The 19,171-nt window shown below is 42.6% G+C and carries 17 protein-coding genes and 3 tRNA genes; 14 read left to right on the forward strand and 6 right to left on the reverse strand.

What is annotated here, in order from left to right; genetic code table 11:
• Positions 1–21: 21 nt before the first annotated feature.
• Complete coding sequence (locus tag U5L75_00305; GenBank protein MDZ7726012.1) at positions 22–555, reverse strand: hypothetical protein; 534 nt, start codon at positions 553–555, stop codon at positions 22–24.
• 8 nt (positions 556–563) lie between these two features.
• Positions 564–1,208, reverse strand: coding sequence for an MBL fold metallo-hydrolase (locus U5L75_00310; GenBank protein ID MDZ7726013.1), 645 nt, complete (start codon positions 1,206–1,208; stop codon positions 564–566).
• Positions 1,209–1,472: 264 nt separating this feature from the next.
• Here U5L75_00310 and U5L75_00315 point away from each other — a divergent pair, with 264 nt between their 5' ends.
• A complete protein-coding gene (locus tag U5L75_00315; protein ID MDZ7726014.1) occupies positions 1,473–2,750 on the forward strand; it encodes a S1 RNA-binding domain-containing protein in 1,278 nt (425 codons plus the stop codon).
• Positions 2,751–2,849: 99 nt separating this feature from the next.
• On the opposite strand, the gene pth is transcribed toward U5L75_00315, so the two are convergent.
• Positions 2,850–3,437, reverse strand: a complete 588-nt coding sequence (gene pth / locus U5L75_00320; GenBank protein MDZ7726015.1) for an aminoacyl-tRNA hydrolase — start codon at positions 3,435–3,437, stop codon at positions 2,850–2,852.
• A gap of 54 nt (positions 3,438–3,491) precedes the next feature.
• Here pth and lepB point away from each other — a divergent pair, with 54 nt between their 5' ends.
• From lepB to U5L75_00350, 6 genes are all read left to right on the forward strand, one after another.
• Entirely contained in the window at positions 3,492–4,145 is a 654-nt protein-coding gene (gene lepB, locus U5L75_00325) for a signal peptidase I (protein ID MDZ7726016.1), read from the forward strand.
• 2 nt (positions 4,146–4,147) lie between these two features.
• On the forward strand, positions 4,148–5,356 hold the full coding sequence (locus U5L75_00330; protein ID MDZ7726017.1) for a His/Gly/Thr/Pro-type tRNA ligase C-terminal domain-containing protein: 1,209 nt from the start codon (positions 4,148–4,150) through the stop codon (positions 5,354–5,356).
• A 39-nt stretch (positions 5,357–5,395) separates the two neighbouring features.
• Positions 5,396–5,620 (forward strand): hypothetical protein, encoded by a 225-nt coding sequence (locus U5L75_00335; protein MDZ7726018.1) that lies wholly within the window; start codon positions 5,396–5,398, stop codon positions 5,618–5,620.
• Positions 5,621–5,760: 140 nt separating this feature from the next.
• A complete protein-coding gene (ftsA, locus tag U5L75_00340) occupies positions 5,761–6,939 on the forward strand; it encodes a cell division protein FtsA (GenBank protein ID MDZ7726019.1) in 1,179 nt (392 codons plus the stop codon).
• 176 nt (positions 6,940–7,115) lie between these two features.
• A complete protein-coding gene (ftsZ, locus tag U5L75_00345; protein ID MDZ7726020.1) occupies positions 7,116–8,399 on the forward strand; it encodes a cell division protein FtsZ in 1,284 nt (427 codons plus the stop codon).
• Between the two features lie 61 nt (positions 8,400–8,460).
• Positions 8,461–9,384: an FAD-dependent oxidoreductase gene (locus tag U5L75_00350; GenBank protein MDZ7726021.1), complete on the forward strand. Its 924-nt coding sequence runs from the start codon at positions 8,461–8,463 to the stop codon at positions 9,382–9,384.
• Between the two features lie 73 nt (positions 9,385–9,457).
• On the opposite strand, the gene U5L75_00355 is transcribed toward U5L75_00350, so the two are convergent.
• Positions 9,458–9,805 carry a hypothetical protein gene (locus U5L75_00355; GenBank protein MDZ7726022.1) on the reverse strand — a complete coding sequence of 116 codons (348 nt, stop codon included), beginning with the start codon at positions 9,803–9,805 and terminating at the stop codon, positions 9,458–9,460.
• Positions 9,806–10,057: 252 nt separating this feature from the next.
• Positions 10,058–10,129, reverse strand: a tRNA-Glu gene (locus U5L75_00360).
• 92 nt (positions 10,130–10,221) lie between these two features.
• Between U5L75_00360 and U5L75_00365 the strand changes: the two genes are divergently transcribed.
• Positions 10,222–10,305 (forward strand) — tRNA-Ser (locus U5L75_00365).
• Between the two features lie 650 nt (positions 10,306–10,955).
• Positions 10,956–11,029: transfer RNA gene (locus tag U5L75_00370), tRNA-Val, on the forward strand.
• A 309-nt stretch (positions 11,030–11,338) separates the two neighbouring features.
• Here the strand turns inward: U5L75_00370 and U5L75_00375 are convergent.
• Positions 11,339–11,851, reverse strand: coding sequence for a VIT1/CCC1 transporter family protein (locus U5L75_00375; protein MDZ7726023.1), 513 nt, complete (start codon positions 11,849–11,851; stop codon positions 11,339–11,341).
• Positions 11,852–11,991: 140 nt separating this feature from the next.
• On the opposite strand from U5L75_00375, the gene U5L75_00380 reads away from it, so the two are divergent.
• The 5 genes from U5L75_00380 (at position 11,992) to U5L75_00400 (ending at position 18,727) form a co-directional block, all read left to right on the forward strand.
• The gene (locus U5L75_00380) at positions 11,992–13,812 is read left to right on the forward strand and encodes an SLC13 family permease (protein ID MDZ7726024.1); all 1,821 of its coding nucleotides are present in this window, start codon (positions 11,992–11,994) and stop codon (positions 13,810–13,812) included.
• A gap of 6 nt (positions 13,813–13,818) precedes the next feature.
• Positions 13,819–14,979, forward strand: coding sequence for a tRNA (adenosine(37)-N6)-threonylcarbamoyltransferase complex transferase subunit TsaD (tsaD, locus tag U5L75_00385; GenBank protein MDZ7726025.1), 1,161 nt, complete (start codon positions 13,819–13,821; stop codon positions 14,977–14,979).
• 333 nt (positions 14,980–15,312) lie between these two features.
• Entirely contained in the window at positions 15,313–17,469 is a 2,157-nt protein-coding gene (locus tag U5L75_00390) for a valine--tRNA ligase (protein ID MDZ7726026.1), read from the forward strand.
• 9 nt (positions 17,470–17,478) lie between these two features.
• Positions 17,479–18,177, forward strand: coding sequence for a PrsW family glutamic-type intramembrane protease (locus U5L75_00395; protein MDZ7726027.1), 699 nt, complete (start codon positions 17,479–17,481; stop codon positions 18,175–18,177).
• Between the two features lie 16 nt (positions 18,178–18,193).
• Entirely contained in the window at positions 18,194–18,727 is a 534-nt protein-coding gene (locus U5L75_00400; GenBank protein MDZ7726028.1) for an Hsp20/alpha crystallin family protein, read from the forward strand.
• The last annotated feature ends 444 nt before the right edge of the window (positions 18,728–19,171 follow it).

Below are 19,171 nucleotides of genomic sequence, written 5' to 3' on the forward strand. Positions count from 1 at the left end.
AGGACTTCGGATTATATCATTTTATTCCGCGGGCGGAACTTGCTCTTCACTTTCAGTGTCTTCTTCTGATGAGTTAGTGCTATCAGAATCAGAAGAGCTTTCTTCGTTATTTTCTTCATTTTCGCTTACTTCGACTTCCTCTTCATCGCTATCCTCACTCTCTTGATAAACTTCCCCGCTTTCCTCATCGATCTTCAGCGACCCTCCTCCTTCCAAGTTTCCTCGCGAGCCACTTTCTTTTACTTCAGTACTTAAGTCTTCCTCTGAGTTCGCTTCTCTAAATACTTTTATAAGCTCATTTATGCTGGTATTCAGCTCGCCTACGCCTTGCTTTAGATCTTTTCTCACAACATCAAAATCTTGACCAAGCGCCTTGAACGGAGTAATAGAGTCCGCTTGGCTAGTATCTTCGCTATTTAGATCAATAGTTCTAGGAAGAACAGCTGTGGCCCAAACTAATCCCACAATACTTGTGAGGGCTAAAGAAGACAGAAAAGTTATGCGCATTCTCTCGCCACGGCTCTTTTTTCTTATCTTTTTGATCCTCTCTAACATAATCAGACTTATACTTGAGATGAAAGTACAACGATATCTCCCTCTCTCTCATCTAGTTCTTTCTTTTTGATAGTGAGTTTGTCTTGCGGCTTTTCTCCTGTTTCTCCTTCCTCACTAACAAATGACTTTAGAGTGTCTTTGTCATAGAGCATAGGGATAATAATACTCGCTTCAAATTTCAAGGAAAGTTTGTACGCCTCATTTGGAGAAAGCGCTCCACTGCCTCCTACTGGAATAAAAAGAATGTCGGGGTCTCCCAAGCCCTCTCTTACTTCCGAACTTATTTCCCCTTCGGATAATGCACCTAAGAAGACCAAGTTCATATCTTCAAGAGTTATGGAATACACGGTATTGTTTGCTTTTTTACCTCCATACTCCGTCGGAGTTAAATATCCCTTGGCGAAAATTCCCTGTACTTCATACTCGCCAGGACCGGAAATAACAAATGGATCCTTTCCTTTAAGCGAAGCATTTTCCCGGCCATCCATATCCGGATGAAAGTTTGAGATAAAGCAGATGTCTGAACCAAATTTTGATTGTTTTAGTTCTGACTTTTTAGAAATAGGATTGAGCGCGAGCGTCACATCCCCAAACTGCACCTTGAAATACGAGGCTCCATAATACGATATTACCATTACCTCATTATATCGCATTTACCGTTCATATTCAAACAAAGAAATAGCAAATTTTAGCTTAACTAAACGCCAAAACCCTATATATAAAGACTTATAACAAAACCAGATTGGCCGTACTTGACTGTTTACAAAACGCTTTTTTTAACTATACTGTAACGGAACTTTGAGTTTCTACTTAAAGTTAAATTATCAGTCGTAATTTCTCTGATAACACTTTTTCCCTACAGATAAAGAAAGAAAAATACCGCGCGAAACCGAAAAAGAACAGAGAAAAAAATATAAATGACAACAACAGAAGAAACGTCAGTAGACACTGACACAAAAGAGACGACCAACGGCGTCGATAGGTCTGATTTGGACATGAGCGCCGAGGAAAATCAAAGAATAGTTGATGAAATAGCCCAAAAAGCGACATCGGAAGGCAGTGATCTTATGGAAGCTTTGATCGCCGAAACCCCGACACCGCCGGAAGTAGGCGATCTTGTAGAAGGACCGGTGGTTGGAATCGAAAAATCAAGAGTTTATGTTGATCTGCATCCGTTTGGAACCGGCGTGATATACGGTCGTGAGTTCAACAATGCTCGCGATATGATCAGAAACATTGGAATCGGTGACTCGATCGCCGCCAAAGTACTGGAAAACGGAGCCGAGCATGGCTACATAGAGCTTTCTCTACGAGAAGCGAGACAAGCACTGATCTGGGCTGAGGTTGAGGAGCATATTCGTAACAAAACCATACTCGAGCTACCAATTAGTGACGCCAATAAAGGTGGACTTATTATTGAATGGAAAGGTATACAAGGATTTTTGCCCGCCTCACAACTTTCAAGCGACCACTATCCTCGTGTTGAAGACGGTGACAAACAAAAAATATTAGATGAACTCAAACGCCTTGTCGGTGAGAGACTGCCGGTCTCAATTCTTACGGCAAGCCCGAAAGAAGGTAAATTGATATTCACCGAGAAAAAACAAGATACGCAAGAGAAAACTGAGATACTCGAAGGATATGAAGTAGGCGAGATCGTCGAAGGAGAAGTATCCGGAATGGTTGATTTTGGCATTTTTGTAAAATTGGAAGAGGGGCTCGAAGGTCTGGTCCACATCTCTGAGATCGATTGGTCTCTGGTAGAAGATCCACGAGAGCTTTATTCGATCGGTGACAAAGTACGCGTACAAGTGATCGAGATCAAAGACGGCAAGATCTCTCTTTCTATTAAGGCACTTAAAGAGAATCCGTGGATAGAGGCCGAGAAAAAATACAGTAAAGGAGATACCGTTGAAGGCGTGGTTATCAAATACAACCGCCACGGCGCTCTGGCCTCTATTGAAGAAGGCATTGCCGGACTTGTGCACGTCTCTGAATTCGAATCTGAAGAAGAACTGCGCAATACTCTGGAATTAGGTAAAAGCTATCCGTTTACCATTACCCTGTTCGATGCCAAAGAACAGCGAATGGCTCTTTCCCATAAGGGACCGGGAGAAACAACCGAAACAGAGGAAGCTCAAAACAAAAACATCGCAGAAACAAAAGAAGACAGCGAAGATAGCGATAGTGAATAAAACCCACAATACAAAAACCGCCACTAAGGCGGTTTCTGTATTTAATACCTAGTTTAAGCCATTTTAAATGCTTCAATCTATAGATTGAAGCATTTAAATTTAATTAAAACGATTCATTGTCTCCGTAAGCCCATATATCTCAAGGGATCTTATGACCTTCCAGACAAGAGAAGGAAGCTTTTCTACCTTTTCTCTCTCTTCTGGTGAAAATCTCCCTAGAACATAATCTCTAACGATCTCTTTTGGCGGCTTATTCTTTTCACCGCCTTCATCTACCGGACACACACCCAAACGGATACGGATAAAGTCTCGAGTATGCAGATGATCTACGATCGATCTTAGCCCCTTGTGACCACCATCACCTCTGTCTTTGGAAATTCTTACGCTTCCTACGGGGAGATCTATGTCGTCATACATAACGACAACTTCTCCCGAAGATACATCAAATCTTTTGACCAATTCTCTCACCGCTTCCCCCGAGCGGTTCATAAAAGTCTCCGGCAAAGCAAACCTTGAAACATGATCGTCATCGACTTTTGCCTCCGTTAGGTAGGCGTTCGCGTATTTATCAAATTCCCAGTTATTAAAATTATTTTCTTCGGAAATATCAAGCAATAGATCGCGTCCGATATTATGACGCGTGCTTGCGTATTTTCTTCCCGGATTTCCAAGTCCAAATATTAACATTTGCAAAATAAAAATTAGCTTGTGTCAAGCGATACTCTGTAATACAATACTAGCATGAATGAAGCTCCTGATGATAGGGAAAACGAGGCTGTCGACGAGAGTTCTTTCGATACAGACGAAGAAGATCACCGCGAAGAAGTAAGAGGCGGTGGAACTTCTTTTATTGGCGATCTCCTTCGTTTCTCCTTGTTATCTATTATTATTGTAGTTCCTATACGCCTGTTTATCGCCTCTCCTTTTGTGGTAAACGGCTCTTCCATGGACCCCACCTTTCACACGGGTGAGTATCTAATAGTTGACCAACTGTCTTATCAATTCTCTGAGCCAGAGAGAGGAGATGTTGTTATTTTTCATTTTCCTCAAAATCCTTCTCAGTTTTTCATCAAAAGAGTTATTGGACTCCCCGGTGAGACAGTAGTATTAGAAGGCAACAAGGTAAAAATAATCAACACCGAACACCCGAATGGATTTTATTTGGACCAATCTTTTTTAACTCATAAATCACCGAAAGAAGAGGAGGAAATATTTAAACTGAGAGAAGATGAATACGTGGTCTTGGGTGACAACAGGACGGCTAGTTCTGATTCACGAGTATGGGGCACTGTAGACGAGAGATTGATAGTAGGAAGAGCTCTTCTGCGACTATTCCCTCTTTCTACGGTCGGTTATATGCCTGGAGATATAGATTTGCAAGATCAACAACAATAAATATGAACCCAACTCAACACAAAGAAAACAACAGTAAGCCTCAATTACCTAATTTTTCTTATAGCGGACCGTACAAAAAAGCAGTTGAGGTCTGTTCCTTTTATGGAGTTAGCTTGATCTCTCCGCCCGAGATCCAAAAAGATACTCAATCCTATACCGACAAATTTGGATCTGAAACGGAAATGAACAACAAGGAGCCTGGTTTCTCTATAGACGAAAGGGTTGCGATGATCCGTGAATATTCCGAGAAAAACTGGGAGACCCTAACCCAGCCCGTATTAGTTATGTACACCAAAAAACCTAATCCACGAGGTGAACGTTTTTTGTATTTACACGTCATAGGCTTATCTAAAAATATAGCTGATATGCTATCTATACATCTAGCCTGGACAATCCTAGGCGGTGCGCTTAATAAAGATCTTTTACTTCATATAAATAGTATGGGTGACAAGGAATCCGGCACTCAATTCGTAAGAGAACTTACATCTTATTTTCGCAAACATATAAATTCGCTTCCGGTTGAGTGCAGAGAGTCATTTAAGAACAATATATTGAACGTATTGAAAGAAAGACGAAGTGAATGCCTTATGTTTCAAGAAGACGCTCCTCAATCTATTACCTTTTTAAGCGAAAGTTCTCGTAATTTTTTCAAAGAAATAATTGAATTCACAGAAACCCGTTCAATCCCATATCTTATAGATCCAAGCCTAGTAGAAAACAAAGACGCATTTTCAGAGACAATATTTAGCATCAACGAAAAAAGCGGCTCTGGAAAAGGAAAAACATTTGCTACCGGTGCCAGATCGGACAATCTAACCCGCGGCTCCGGAATGCGTAAAACGGTCCCCGTATTCTCAACTACAATAAATATACCCGGTTCCACAGCGAGAGAGAGCATTAAAGAAGTAAAGGAAAAGAAAAGTAAGCCGTGGGTGTATCTGATTCAGCTAGGTGAAGAGGCGAGACTGCATTCGTTTGAACTTCTCGAGAAACTTAGAGAAGCAAAAATTCCTACCAAAGTCTCGTTCGGTAAAGAAAAGATGTCCGAGCAAATGGACCAAGCCGAACGGCTTAAAATCTCTATTACGCTCATAATGGGCCAAAAAGAGTCGCTTGAACATTCAGTAATAGTTCGCAATATGAAAACACACTCACAAGAGATCGTGGACATAAATGACGCCCCAAAAACTATCAAAAAGCTCCTCAAGTAATACTTGAAGTCTATTCTCTCTTATGATAGAGTTCTCGCCATGGCAAATGTTGAAGTAGAAGCAAATACCAACGAACCCAACTCTAGCGTGGTTCGACGCTTTACGCAGCGCGTCCGCGGGTCGGGTCTCCTTAGAATTGCGCGTGGCGGACGTTATCTAAACCGCGAAAAATCTAAATTTATCAAAAAGAAAGAGGCTCTAAAATCGATTGAGAGAAAGAATGAAATTGAGCGCTTAAAAAAACTTGGTAAACTTCCAGAGTAAAAAAGAAAAAACCGGCAACTTGCCGGCTTTTTTATTGCTTGATCTCTGTTTACTTCTCCACAGATTTTTATTAAACCCCTTTTTTGCTATACTGAGTTCACTTTAATCGGGAGAAGGACTGCCCTGTCCCGTTTATACTTATGACAAAAAATATTGCTGTTGGCATTGACATCGGAACATACAATGTAAAGGTCGCTATCGCGGAAAAGTCGGTACAAAACGGCAAGGTAGTTCCGCGCCTTATCGCTACGGGTTTTGCCGAATCCAAAGGATTGCGCCACGGCTACATAATTAACTCCAGCGAAGCGGTGAAAAGTATACGAAAAGCGGTGAAACAAGCTGAAAAAACCGCTGGAGTTGAGGTAGGCCGAGCTTACGTTTCTATGGGTGGTATATCACTTGAGGGAAACACCTCAGTCGGATCGACCGTGATCACACATCCGGATATGGAGATCTCTGAAGAAGACGCCCAAGCCGCTCTTAATGCGAGCGAGCGTACTCTTCCAAGGGCTCTCACTTTGAATAAAAAGATCCTTCATACAATTCCAATTCAATACAAAATAGACGGTCGAGACGTACTTGGTCGACCGAATGGTATGCGCGGCTCCAAACTTGAGGTTAAGTCATTGTTTATTACCTGTCTTGAGCAACACCTGAATGATCTAATTCAAGCCGTTGAAGATGTAGGGATAGAAGTGGAAGACGTTGTGGCCGCTCCCATAGCGGCAAGCTTTGTTTCGCTTACCAAAACCCAAAAGATCGCCGGTTGCGTACTTGCAAATATAGGCGCGGAGACAGTTTCTATTGTTGTATACGAAAATAGCATCCCCATTTCACTTGAAGTATTCCCTTCCGGTTCAAACGACATAACTAACGACATAGCGTTAGGTCTAAAGGTTCCCATAGAGGAAGCTGAGAAAATAAAGCTCGGCCACGCAACCGGAGTCGGCTATCCCAAAGATCAGATAGAAGGCATAGTAGCCGAACGTCTAAAAGAGATCTTTCTTTTGGTCGAGGCTCATCTCTCTAAAATTGGCAAAAATGAGCTTCTACCCGCCGGTATTATTATTTCCGGCGGGGGCTCAGGACTTGGCTCTGTTCAAGAAATTGCTAAAGCCACATTAGACCTGCCCAGCATGATCGCAAGATCAGAGATCATCTATACTTCTCGAAATCAAATTAAGGACGCGACGTGGTCAGTGGCATATGGTTTGTGCATCCTTGATTTCAGTACTGAAAGCGAATCCAAATCAAGAGGAAGTGGTATTTTGAAACGAATCGGTGGCATATTCCGATGGTTAAAGCAGTTTTTGCCTTAATTTAAGTCCCTACAAGAAAGTTTTGTTTAATTCCCTTCATGCTCTTTCTTTTTTGTTTTGGTTTGCTATAGTATAGGTAATTCAGATACACGTTTTGCTCGTATAAAACGTTGAATTTGACGAATAATTTAATGGATTAGGAGCATCTTGCTCTAAACGAAAATTTAGTAGAAATTATGGCTAAAAAAGTTACACCGGAAGTTGAATCATTTGCGCGTATTCGCGTTATTGGTGTAGGTGGTTCAGGCGGAAACGCAGTCAATCACATGATCGAATCGAAAGTAAAAGGCGTGGAATTTATCGCTGTGAACACAGACGCTCAAGACTTGCACCATTCCCTTTCTAAACATCGAATTCATATCGGCAAAAATCTAACCAAAGGTCTGGGAACCGGCATGGATTCAGATATTGGTAAGCGCGCGGCAGAAGAAACTAAGGAAGAATTGCAAGAAACTATAAACGGATCCGATATGGTCTTTATTGCCGGCGGTATGGGAGGCGGCACCGGAACCGGCGCGAGTGCCGTCGTGGCAAAAACCGCCAAGGAACAAGGAGCGTTGACGGTTGCGGTTGTAACGAAGCCATTTTTCTTTGAAGGCGCTCAGCGAATGAGACTTGCCGATCAAGGCCTTGAAGCTCTACGTAAAGAAGTAGACGCGCTTATCATTATTCCAAACGATAAGTTACTACAAACCGTAGACAAAGAAACCACGGCGAGCGAGGCCTTCGCTATGTCTGATGAAATTCTTCGCGTAGCGGTAGAAGGCATCTCTGACTTGATCATCAAACCTGGAGTTATCAACGTAGACTTTGCTGACATTAGATCGATCATGGAAAATGCCGGATCTGCTCTTATGGGTATCGGTGTAGCTTCAGGAGATAATCGCGCTGTAGAAGCCGCTAAGATCGCCATTAATTCCCCACTATTGGACATCTCGGTTGATGGAGCAAAAGGAGTACTATTTGCCATTGCCGGCGGATCTGATATGACAATGAATGAGATTCAGGAAGCAGCTAAAGTTATCACCGAGTCAATTGATCAAAACGCGAAGGTTATCTTTGGAGCTATTAACGATGACAAATTGAGGAAAAACGAGATCAAAGTTACCGTTATTGCCTCCGGATTTCCTCAGGACGTAGCAAACGAATCTCCTCACTTGCCACGAGAAGAGCAATCCTTTGAGAAAACCGTTGAAGATAGCGGAGTTGGAAAAATATATAATTCTTTGGGATTAGGTAAGACCAAGAGAGAAGAGGAGGAGAAAGAGAAAGGAGAAAAAGAAGAGAATGGTAAAGCACCGCAACCGACAAAAGAAGAAAAGCGAGAAAAGCCAGCCAAGAAATCCCCTCCTAAACGCAAAGAAAAAGAGGAAGAAAAGAAAAATGATGACGACGAAGATGACGATGATGATGATTGGGGTTCGATTCCGTCATTCCTTCGCCGATCAAAGATCCGATAAAGCAAACGATTATTAAGAAAAATCCGAGCGCCAGTTCGGATTTTTTGCTACAATTTCCCTTATGTATGATTTAGTAATTATAGGCGGAGGCCCTGCCGGAGTTGCAGCGGGCGTATATGCCGCAAGAAAAAAACTTAAAACAGCTCTGATCACCGATTCTTTTGGCGGACAAAGCGTTGAATCGATGGGTATTGAGAACTGGATCGGTACCCCTTTTATTTCCGGTGACGATCTAGCGAAAAACTTCGAAAACCACTTGCGCCAATTCGAAGATGAGGATCTTGATATCTATGCCAACTCAAGAGCTGAAAAAATCGAAAAAACTAACGATAACTTTGTCGTCATTGACTCTGACGAAAACAAATTTGAGACCAGAACTGTTTTAGTGGCTACGGGAAGCAAACGAAGAAAGTTAGATGTACCCGGAGCCGATGAGTACGAAAACCGCGGTATTACTTACTGCGCTTCTTGCGACGGCCCCCTCTTTAAAGACAAAGATGTAGTCGTCATCGGAGGAGGCAACGCCGGATTTGAAAGTGCTGCCCAACTTCTGGCTTACACAAGATCTGTAACTCTTTTACACAAAAACGACAAATTCAAAGCTGATCCGGTTACAGTTAATAAAGTTATGGAGCATCCTAAGATGACTGCTTATACAAACGCGGTTACTAAAGAAGTAAAAGGAGAAACTATGGCACAGTCTATAGTCTATAAAGACACCGCGACCAATGAAGAACACGAGATACCTGCCGAGGGCATATTCGTTGAGATCGGCAATATTCCGGCAACCGGATTTGTAGCTGACGCCGTAGAAATGAACGAACTCGATCAAATAAAAGTAGATCCTAAGGATCAAAAAACTTCAACCCCGGGCATTTGGGCGGCTGGAGACTGCACCGACACTCTCTATCATCAAAACAATATAGCGGCTGGAGACGGAGTTCGCGCGTTAGAGGACCTATACCTTTGGCTTAGAGCTCGCTAGAATTATAAAAAGATAGGATTTAAATTGGAAAGCCATCTCTTAAAGATGGCTTTGTGTGCTTTTTGGCTCTATCTCAAGAGCCGGCGTAACTATTGTTTTTGATCTTTGTTCCACCTTTCGACTTTCCAAGCCGATAAACGACTTGCCTTATAGGCCTATTCCTGTGATCTCGTATTGCTGTATGATGCGGACTTTCTCTGCACTCAAGCCGCGATTCCTCGTTCAGGCGATAGAGTGCTTTTTTCACGATATACTTAGGAGAGTTTGTCCTTTCTACCAGATCTACCAACAGTCTCCATTGCTGTGGATTCTCTTTGAAGACATCGATTATTTGATCCCTAACGGAAAGAATCCAAATGCTGATGATCAGCTGAGTAACAGCAAAGACAAACCCGGCCACAAGCAACACCGTAACGAACATTCGCCACCTCCTCCTCTATTGGTGTATTTCTACTTTGAAAGATTACTTATTCGCTAAAGTCTGTCAAATAGATATTTTGCTATGACCCCACGGAGAATCGAATCTTACAGATTCGGTAGAGTCTTCGTGTCGTACTCGCTACACTCCGTGCGACTAACTCAGACTTTTCGATTCACCGATCTGAGCCAAATTATTGGCTCATTTGTGGTATGAACAAAAAAGGACTGCTCAAGCAGTCTCTTTTTGTATTCATGACCCCACGGAGAATCGAACTCCGATTACCAGGATGAAAACCTGGCGTCCTAGCCGTTAGACGATGGGGCCTTATCGAGAAGTACTTTAGCAAATTTCTTGTTCGCGCGCAAAGGACAAAAGTTGAAAAATTGCTCTAATTCGCTACAATGTGCCCGAAGCGAGGTGGATTGCCCGGAATTGGTAACGGAGCGGTTTCGAAAACCGTCGGCCTAACGGCCTTACAGGTTCGAGTCCTGTATCCACCGCAGTGAACAAGTTCCTTTTTATACACGCACGAAGATTTGAACAAGTGAGTAAGATATGCTCTCCTTTTAGTAGGTAGGGTTTCGTTCCTTTAAACTCATACACTCACGAAAGGTAGGTTCTAATGAAAAGCATATCCATTTTTATTGGCAGACTTCCCTTCGTGGGAAAAGTAGCGATACGCCCTCTTGTGTTCGATCTGTACTTGAGCACAAGTGTAGATAGAAGACTGCGGAGCTATCTGATGCTCATGACCCTCCTTATCCTCTTATTACTCCTTCACGCAGTCTGGATGTGGATGGGATTGGAGGCACTGAGATTTGAGTCTCCCGTGTGGGCAAAGATAGTGAGCGCCGCTTTTGCTTTCGTAAACTTCATGGTCATTGTGTTTCATTTCTACCTAGGGTACCGAGTGACACGTTTCTTTCAAAGCAGAGTGTTGCCTCGCGTTGAACGCAGTTACACTAAACTCTCAGGGGGAGACGCGTTACTAACGGTGGTTGTAACATTGGTAGGGCTCGCTGTCTTCTTCTTCCAATACGCATGGTTTAGCTAACCTTCACCCCTGTGTGGATATACACGCAGGGGTGCTTTTGTTGTTTTTTCAATTGAGTGGAAAAATGAATGTTTTTTGCTATACTCTTTCTAGTTCGGGCGATTAGCTCAGTTGGCTAGAGCGCATCATTGACGTTGATGAGGCCATAGGTTCGAGTCCTATATCGCCCACCGTACAGTTCAAGATGGCACAACGATGTGTCTTTATACAAAAGTTCCTATAGTGCAAGAGCAAGCCAACTGCTTGGCTTGCGTGTTAGGACTCGAAAAGCTCAAACAGTCCGGGGGACTGTTTGAGAAGGTTGCCAGATAGTTTGAGAGCTTGCGAATCAAACTGTCGACAACCTGTACAGCTCCTGTAAGGAGGGAGTATATCGCGCGAAGCAGAGCGAGCACGACGCGAAGACTGTACCGAATCTGTAAGATTCGAGTCCTATATCGCCCACCTAGACAAAAATCACTGCTTAGATATTTAGTTTACTAAACGCCAAACCATTGGTTGATAGCGTATCCGACGTAGAAAGCGATGGCGGCAGCGATACCGCCTATAAGTAGCACCTGAAAGGCTGAACGCCATTTGTTCTTATTGGTTATGTGTCCTTTTATAAAACCGACCGTAAGAAAAGCAACCGCGGTCAAAACAGCTGAAAATACAAAAGTATATGTATGTAGTCCCAAGAAAGGCACCAAAAGGAATGGAGCCAAAGGTATAAAACCAAGAACTACGAAAGATAGAAAAGTGGCAATGGCAGTTGATAACGGAGATTTTAGATCAGGGTGTGGGTGGTTGTGAGTTGCGGCGAGCTCGTTATTCGAACGAGTAGAAAGATAGTTTGACGCCGCCATAGAAAAGCCGTCAGCAAAAAGGTTTGCAAACCCGAGGATCAGTATTACTGAAGCACTTAACGAGGCCCCGATCGCGCCCGCAATCACAGCAAGTGTCGTAATGGCCCCATCTATACCTCCATAAACAAATTCAGAAAGATACTTCATATATTTTTTTATTTTCAACTAAAGCATAGCATCATTTCTCTTGAACCAAAATCTATCTAAATTACTTACTTTGGAGATTTATTTCTCCACCTTTTCTCGCAACTCACATTGGGTTTATGTCATGCTATACTTTTCATTAAATGGAGTTTGATTTTCTTTTAAACCCACAAATAGTTCTGTTCGGCGTTCTTGGCATAATGTTCGCTTTATTTGTGGTCAATAAGATCCGTTTTGATCTGGTCGCACTTAGCGGATTAGTAATACTCGTTTTATTGGGCGTCATACCAACGGAGGACATCTTGGCCGGTTTCTCTAACCCGGTAATACTCACTATAATCAGTATCTTTATATTCAGCGCCGGCCTTGTTAGATCAGGCTTAATTGACGCCATTAGCAGAAAGATCCTTGGTGCTTCAGGTAACCCTATAATAGAACTTTTCTTGCTTATGGCTCTTACGGCTGCCATTTCAGGGTTTATCAATAACGTTGCAGCTGTATCATTGATGATCCCGATAGCGATTAAGGTAGCACATACACACAAGCAGCCGCTGGGGTTGTTTCTTATGCCTCTTGCCTTTGCCTCACTTTTGGGAGGTCTCGCCACTTCCATAGGCACAACTCCTAATATCATCATTACCTCTATGCGCGAGGAAACCTTGGGAACCCCTTTTGGTTTCTTTGATTTTGCGCCGGTTGGATATTCTCTGGCGGCAATAGGGATAATTTTCCTAGGTGCTATTGGTTGGAGACTCATACCGCCAAGACGAGAAAAAACGCTTTCCGATGAGCTTTTTGATGTAAAAGATTATCTGACAGAAGTAAAGATCAAAGACTCTTCGAAGTGGATAGAAAAGGAACTTCACAACCTTCAGGAAGTGGCTGGATATAATCTCTCTGTAATTGGAATAATGAGAGAACAGGCTGACTCGGACAATAGCGAGGAAATATCTCTAAAGAGAATTAATCAACCATCTCGATATGAAAGATTTAAAGCCGGAGACATACTATTGATCCAAGCCGACTCCGAAACACTAGAAACAATACTGGACTCTACCGATCTGGAGTTGCTTGGAAGTAAAGCGATAAGTAAAGAAGACTTGGGATCTGACTCGATCGAAACAATGGAGGTAGTAGTGGAAGCCGAAGCTCCCATAGTAGGACAATCAATGAAAAGCCTTGGTTTTAGAGCCTATGGTATTAACCTGCTAGCCCTAGCACGCGAAAACAAACGTATTTATGAAAGATTAGCAGACGTAGTATTCCAGCCGGGAGATGTCCTCCTTCTAAGAGGAAAGACCGAGACCCTTTTTGATACTGTCGCGCGCTTTGGCGCACTACCTCTTCGTAAGAGAGACCTACGTATTGGTACTCCGAAACGTATTGCTTTTGCAGCGACAGTATTTCTTGCCGCAATAGGCTTTTCGGTTATAGGAATTATTCCGGTTCCATTAGTGTTCCTACTGGCAGCAGGAGCCATGATATTCACTCGCTTGTTGCCAGTCACAGAAATATATAACTCAATAAACTGGCCCGTAGTGGTCCTGTTGGGATCCATGTTAACCATTGGCAAAGCATTTGAAGACACCGGAGCAGCGGAAACTATAGCTAGTTTTGTAGTGAGCCACGCCGATATATTAACCCCCTCCGTAGCGGTAGCTGGTATTCTCACCTTCTCTATGCTACTTTCGAACGCAGTAGATAGTAGCGTTGTAGCTGTTATTCTAGCTCCTGTGGCAATACTATTGGCACAAAGCTTGGGTGTTTCAATAGATCCTTTCCTTATGGCAACAGCCGTAGGATGTTCGACCGCGTTTTTAACTCCGATCGGAGGTCAATCCAGCACTCTTGTTATGAGCCCAGCGGGATATCACTTTGGAGACTATACAAAAGTTGGTAGCTTCCTTTCTCTTTTAGTATTAATATTCGGATATATATTTATATTGACATTCTGGTCATTTTAGAAAGCTATGAGAATATTATCGATAGAAACCAGCTGTGACGAAACAGGCGTTAGCATCGTTGACTGTGATCTTGAAAATGAAGAATACAAATTCGAGGCATTAGCGAACAATCTTCTTTCGCAAGTTAAATTGCACGCCGAATACGGAGGAGTATTCCCTTCCCTTGCGAAACGCGAACACACCAAAGCAATGATACCCCTTTTGATAAAAACTTTGCGTGAGGCAAAGTTGGGAGAAAATTCAGATCATTCATCGCGGCTTAAAGAAGCGCAAAAATACTTGGACCGAGAACCCGAAATAAGTGACCGCTTAAAAGAGATCTCTGCTTTCAACGCTGAAACAATAGACGCTGTCTCTGTAACCGTGGGACCAGGATTGGCACCGGCTCTTTGGGTTGGAGTAAACTCAGCAAAAGCACTTGCCACCCTGTGGGACAAACCGATCATTCCAGTAAACCATATGCACGGGCATATCTTTTCCGGTCTTTTCCCTCAGAGTGAACCGTATGAGGCACCTACCTTATCTTTGCTAGTCTCAGGAGGACACACAGAAATATTAAAAATAGACGAGGACCTCTCAATGTACACCTTGGGAAGCACCCGTGACGATGCTATAGGTGAGGCCTTTGATAAGGCCGCTCGTCTGCTTGAGCTCGGATACCCGGGAGGTCCGGAGATCTCAAAGCTCGCCTCACTACATAGAGAAAAATTTCCTGAATACAAAAGCGAGTTGTTCCCCCGCCCCATGAAGAGCGATGAGTCATTAGATGTATCTTATTCAGGACTCAAAACCGCTCTACTTTACCAACTAGAGAATAATAAAGAAGATAGACCTTTGGATAAAGAGCAGATCTCTCGGGAATTTGAAGACGCCGCTTTAGATGTGATAGTAGCAAAGGTAGAACGCGCCCTTGAAGATGACGCTTATCGATCTCTGGTTGCAGGCGGCGGGGTTATAGCTAACAAAGAGCTGCAGAGGCGCTTGCAGGACTTATCAGAAAAATTTTCTATTCCCTTACACATACCAAAACCAGAATTAACGACCGACAACGCACTTATGATAGCTGTAGCGAGCTATGTTCTTTTTAAGAACAAAAAAATCTCCGCCATAGAGACAGAAAAAATCTCCGCACAGGCGAACTTGTCTGCAAATGAATTCGCATTATAAAACAATTCTCCGGCTTAGCGAGGCAAACCGGAGAATTTTTGAGAAGGCGTGATTTTTCACAGCATGAGTATAATGATCACGATTATCATGACCAATAAGATTGGCTGTGAAACTAAAAATTGGAGAAGATTGACAAGAACGTTTACTATCGCCGCCAATGCTCCAATGGCCGCAAAAAACAACACAAAAGTTAAAACAGCAAAAGCTATGATGATTTCCATCGCCTACCTCCTCATTAGTTTATACCCAACAAATTAAGTGTTTGCAATAATAAAAAACCAGATCATATAAAACCATTTAATAAAGCCCTGTTTTTTGCTAAGATAACTCTATATGATTGAAAAATTCTCGAAACCTTACGACCCGCAAGACACTGAAAGTAAAATATACGATAAGTGGCTAGAGAGTGGATACTTTGCTCCCGAAAACCTTCCCGGCAAGAGAGACGAGACATTCACCATCATTATGCCACCCCCGAACGCGAACGGCTCTCTGCACGCCGGGCACGCTGTTTTTGTTACTCTCGAAGACACAATAATTCGCTACAAACGAATGCGTGGGTATAAAGCTCTCTGGCTTCCCGGAGCAGATCACGCCGGTTTTGAAACCCAAATTGTATACGAAAAGAAACTGGAAAAAGAGAAACGTTCACGCCTAAAAATGGATCCGGAAGACCTGCGTGAAGAGATAATGGAATTTACACTTGCCAATAAAAGTCATATGGAGGGACAACTGCGGCAACTGGGTTCTTCGTGTGACTGGTCACGCGAGACATTTACTCTAGATGAGAGGATCGTAAAAACTGTTTACGATACATTTCAAAAACTATATAACGACGACCTGCTTTATCGCGGCAAACGGATAGTTAACTGGTGCACCAAACACCAAACAAGCTTGGCAGATCTTGAAACTGAATCCGTAGAGCAAAAAGATCCTCTGTATTATATGAAATACGGACCTTTTACTTTGGCCACCGTACGTCCAGAGACCAAGTTCGGCGATACCGCGATAGCAGTTCACCCGGCCGATCCGCGGTACAAAGATTGGATAGGAAAAGAAATCGAATTTGAGGGCTTGATCGGACCGGTAAAGCTGAAAGTGATCGCGGATGAATTCGTTGATCCGGAATTTGGCACCGGGGCTGTAAAAGTGACCCCGGCTCATGATCCGAACGATTTTGCGATGGCAGAACGTCACGGACTTGAGGTCAGAGAGGTAATTGATAAATACGGAAAACTTAACGAGAACACAGGCAAATATGCCGGCATGAAGATCGCCGAGGCTAGAGAAGCAATAGCTAAAGACCTGGAAGAAAAAGGACTTCTGGAAAAGATAGAAGATAATTACAGCCACACGGTTAAAACATGCTACAAATGTGGACGCATCATTGAACCTAGAATAATGCCACAGTGGTTCGTGCAAATGCAGCCTCTAGCCGAAAAAGCGATTGAAAAAATTGAAGAAGGAGCGATCACTTTTTATCCCGACCGCTATAAAAGGATACTTATTGACTGGCTTGAAAACATACAAGACTGGAATATTTCCCGACAAATTGTATGGGGTATACCAATACCAGCTAAAATATGTGAAAAATGCGGAGATGGATTCCCCGACCTTGATGACTCTATTCACAAATGCCCAACCTGCGGAGGAGAAGTTGTAAAAGATGAAGATACATTTGATACTTGGTTTTCATCAGGTCAGTGGCCCTTTGCTACTCTTGGTTATCCAAACGCGGAGGATTACAAAACCTTCTACCCTACTCAACTAATGGAAACTGCCGCGGATATCTTGTTCTTCTGGGTCTCACGTATGATAATGCTCGGTCTATACAGAACTGGAGAATTGCCTTTTTTCGAGGTCTATTTACACGGCCTCGTAACAGCTCCAGACGGTAGTAAGATGAGCAAAAGCAAAGGAAATGTAATAAGTCCTTTGGAAATTTCAGACGAGTTCGGAACTGATGCTTTACGTATGGCTCTAGTGATAGGAAACACCCCAGGTACAAATACACCTTTGGATAAAAACAAGGTAAAAGCATATAAGCACTTTGCCAACAAGATATGGAATGCCACAAGATTTGTGTTGATGAATACTGAAGATTTTGATCTGCAAAAATTTGACCCCGAAACAATAGATACAGAAAAAGGCGAGACTCACTCTTCGCACCTGAAAAGACTAGAGGAAATTACAAATGAGATCACCGATGACTTGGATAACTACCGGCTTCATTTAGCTGCAGAGAAAACATATCACTATTTTTGGCACGAGTTCGCGGATGAAATAATAGAAGAATCCAAACCTCTCTTAGAAGACGAGAGTACTAGATCGGTAACGCAGTACACTCTGGTTAAGATATTGAATACAACCTTGAAATTACTGCATCCATTTATGCCCTTCATAACTGAAGATGTTTGGCTCAGAATTCCTGATAGAATTAAAAGCGGAAGAGAAATGTTGATAGTCAACGAATGGCCATCTAACAAATAATCACGCCTAATGGATACAAACACTATTTTAACTGCTCTTTTGTTTGGATTAGTACCAACTTTTATTTGGCTTGTTTTTTGGCTTAGTGAAGACAGGGCGCATCCTGAGCCAAAAAGAATGATCTTTCTTTCTTTTATTGCCGGCATGATCGCGGTACCAATATCAATTACGATCGAAGCCTGGATCGATTCCTTGGTCAGTGACGGTTTTAGCAAAACTTTACTCTGGTCTCTAACTGAAGAAATGGCGAAATATCTATTGGCTTTTATAATAGTACTGCGCTCTATTGAATTGGATGAGGCCTTAGACGCTCTTATATATATGATCTGTGTTGCCCTGGGGTTTGCCGCACTAGAAAATACTCTGTACGCTCTTGAACCTATTCTCGATCAAGAACATATTGGCGCAGCTACGGTTTCTAATCTACGTTTTGTGGGAGCAACGTTATTACACACCGTTTCATCTGCCGCCATAGGAGTGGCTATGGCGCTTTCCTATTACCGCTCTCGCGCGAGTCGTATGGGCGCAACCGTTATCGGACTCATCGTTGCGATCGGTTTGCATGCACTCTTTAATTTTTTTATAATTAACCTATCGGAAAATACTGTATTTATGGTTTTCGCAGGTATTTGGATCCTTACTATCGGACTCATAGTAATAGCCGAAAAAATCAAAAAGATAGATGCGGGATACTCGATTTTTAAATAAACCACTAACTAAAATTATGCGAAAAGAAAAAAGATCGTTTTTTGAAAGACTTACAGGCGCCATCAATATGGACGAGGAAGATGAGTACGAATTCGATGAAGAATTCGAAGATGAGGAATATTCGCGTCCCGAGAGACGCTCGTTCAGTCAAGATGATCCAATGAACATAAGAGAGAATAGAGCTGCGGCAGCCTTTTCACCGGGTGAACTTTCGGAGGGTCAACTATCAGTGGACGTTTTGCAAACACCTGACGACATCATAATCAAGACCATCGTAGCCGGAGTAGCTCCAGAAGATCTGGATATTTCAATAACTCGCGACTCGGTCACAATCAAAGGTAGTCGAGAGGAAGATTTTTCGGTAAACGATAATGATTATTTTCATCGCGAAGTTTCTTGGGGTAACTTTTCAAGGACTATTTCTCTGCCAGCTGAAATAGAAGTAGAAGAAGCAGATGCTCAAGAAAAACACGGCGTACTAATTATTCGGCTACCAAAAATAGACAAGGGGCGAGAAACCAAACTTTCTGTTCGCTCAGCGGGTAATTAATTCGTCTAAACGGAAGAAACGAAAATACCCACAAATACATTCCTCCTTTTACGTTATACTGTAAAAGGAGGTTTTATGTACTTTAAAAGAATTTTCCATTAAAAAGAAAGAGGTCAAAAGTTAACTATAGGGACTTCTGTCCCCTTCGCAATTACAGAAAATTACCGTCGTCGTAAACCACATCGCTATCAATCACCTCGGCTTCTATCGAACTCCTGGACAAACACAAGAGCGACTTGAGAGACAACAAATACACCTTTATACACATTAAGACAGCCACGTGGGCTGCCTTTAAATGTTTTTGCTTAATAAAAATTCCAAAACTGTTTGTATAAATTTTTGTGTGCCCCGTCTAGGACTCGAATTTTACAGATTCGGTACAGGTCTCAAATCGTGCTCGTTTCACTCCGCTCGATATACTCAACCTTTTCTCGTCCTCAAGCA

Source organism: Candidatus Campbellbacteria bacterium (genome assembly GCA_034521025.1).
In the GTDB taxonomy this organism is placed as follows: Bacteria; Patescibacteriota; Minisyncoccia; order Phycocordibacterales; family JAXHMZ01; genus JAXHMZ01.

Bases quoted from the DNA above. Each gene is read 5' to 3' on its own strand.
- ftsZ (MDZ7726020.1), top strand. From the start codon at position 7,116: ATGGCTAAAAAAGTTACACCGGAAGTTGAATCATTTGCGCGTATTCGC.
- U5L75_00305 (MDZ7726012.1), bottom strand. From the start codon at position 555: ATGTTAGAGAGGATCAAAAAGATAAGAAAAAAGAGCCGTGGCGAGAGA.
- lepB (MDZ7726016.1), top strand. From the start codon at position 3,492: ATGAATGAAGCTCCTGATGATAGGGAAAACGAGGCTGTCGACGAGAGT.
- U5L75_00355 (MDZ7726022.1), bottom strand. From the start codon at position 9,805: ATGTTCGTTACGGTGTTGCTTGTGGCCGGGTTTGTCTTTGCTGTTACT.
- U5L75_00310 (MDZ7726013.1), bottom strand. From the start codon at position 1,208: ATGCGATATAATGAGGTAATGGTAATATCGTATTATGGAGCCTCGTAT.
- U5L75_00350 (MDZ7726021.1), top strand. From the start codon at position 8,461: ATGTATGATTTAGTAATTATAGGCGGAGGCCCTGCCGGAGTTGCAGCG.
- ftsA (MDZ7726019.1), top strand. From the start codon at position 5,761: ATGACAAAAAATATTGCTGTTGGCATTGACATCGGAACATACAATGTA.
- U5L75_00375 (MDZ7726023.1), bottom strand. From the start codon at position 11,851: ATGAAGTATCTTTCTGAATTTGTTTATGGAGGTATAGATGGGGCCATT.
- U5L75_00400 (MDZ7726028.1), top strand. From the start codon at position 18,194: ATGCGAAAAGAAAAAAGATCGTTTTTTGAAAGACTTACAGGCGCCATC.
- U5L75_00315 (MDZ7726014.1), top strand. From the start codon at position 1,473: ATGACAACAACAGAAGAAACGTCAGTAGACACTGACACAAAAGAGACG.
- tsaD (MDZ7726025.1), top strand. From the start codon at position 13,819: ATGAGAATATTATCGATAGAAACCAGCTGTGACGAAACAGGCGTTAGC.
- pth (MDZ7726015.1), bottom strand. From the start codon at position 3,437: ATGTTAATATTTGGACTTGGAAATCCGGGAAGAAAATACGCAAGCACG.
- U5L75_00380 (MDZ7726024.1), top strand. From the start codon at position 11,992: ATGGAGTTTGATTTTCTTTTAAACCCACAAATAGTTCTGTTCGGCGTT.
- U5L75_00390 (MDZ7726026.1), top strand. From the start codon at position 15,313: ATGATTGAAAAATTCTCGAAACCTTACGACCCGCAAGACACTGAAAGT.
- U5L75_00330 (MDZ7726017.1), top strand. From the start codon at position 4,148: ATGAACCCAACTCAACACAAAGAAAACAACAGTAAGCCTCAATTACCT.
- U5L75_00395 (MDZ7726027.1), top strand. From the start codon at position 17,479: ATGGATACAAACACTATTTTAACTGCTCTTTTGTTTGGATTAGTACCA.
- U5L75_00335 (MDZ7726018.1), top strand. From the start codon at position 5,396: ATGGCAAATGTTGAAGTAGAAGCAAATACCAACGAACCCAACTCTAGC.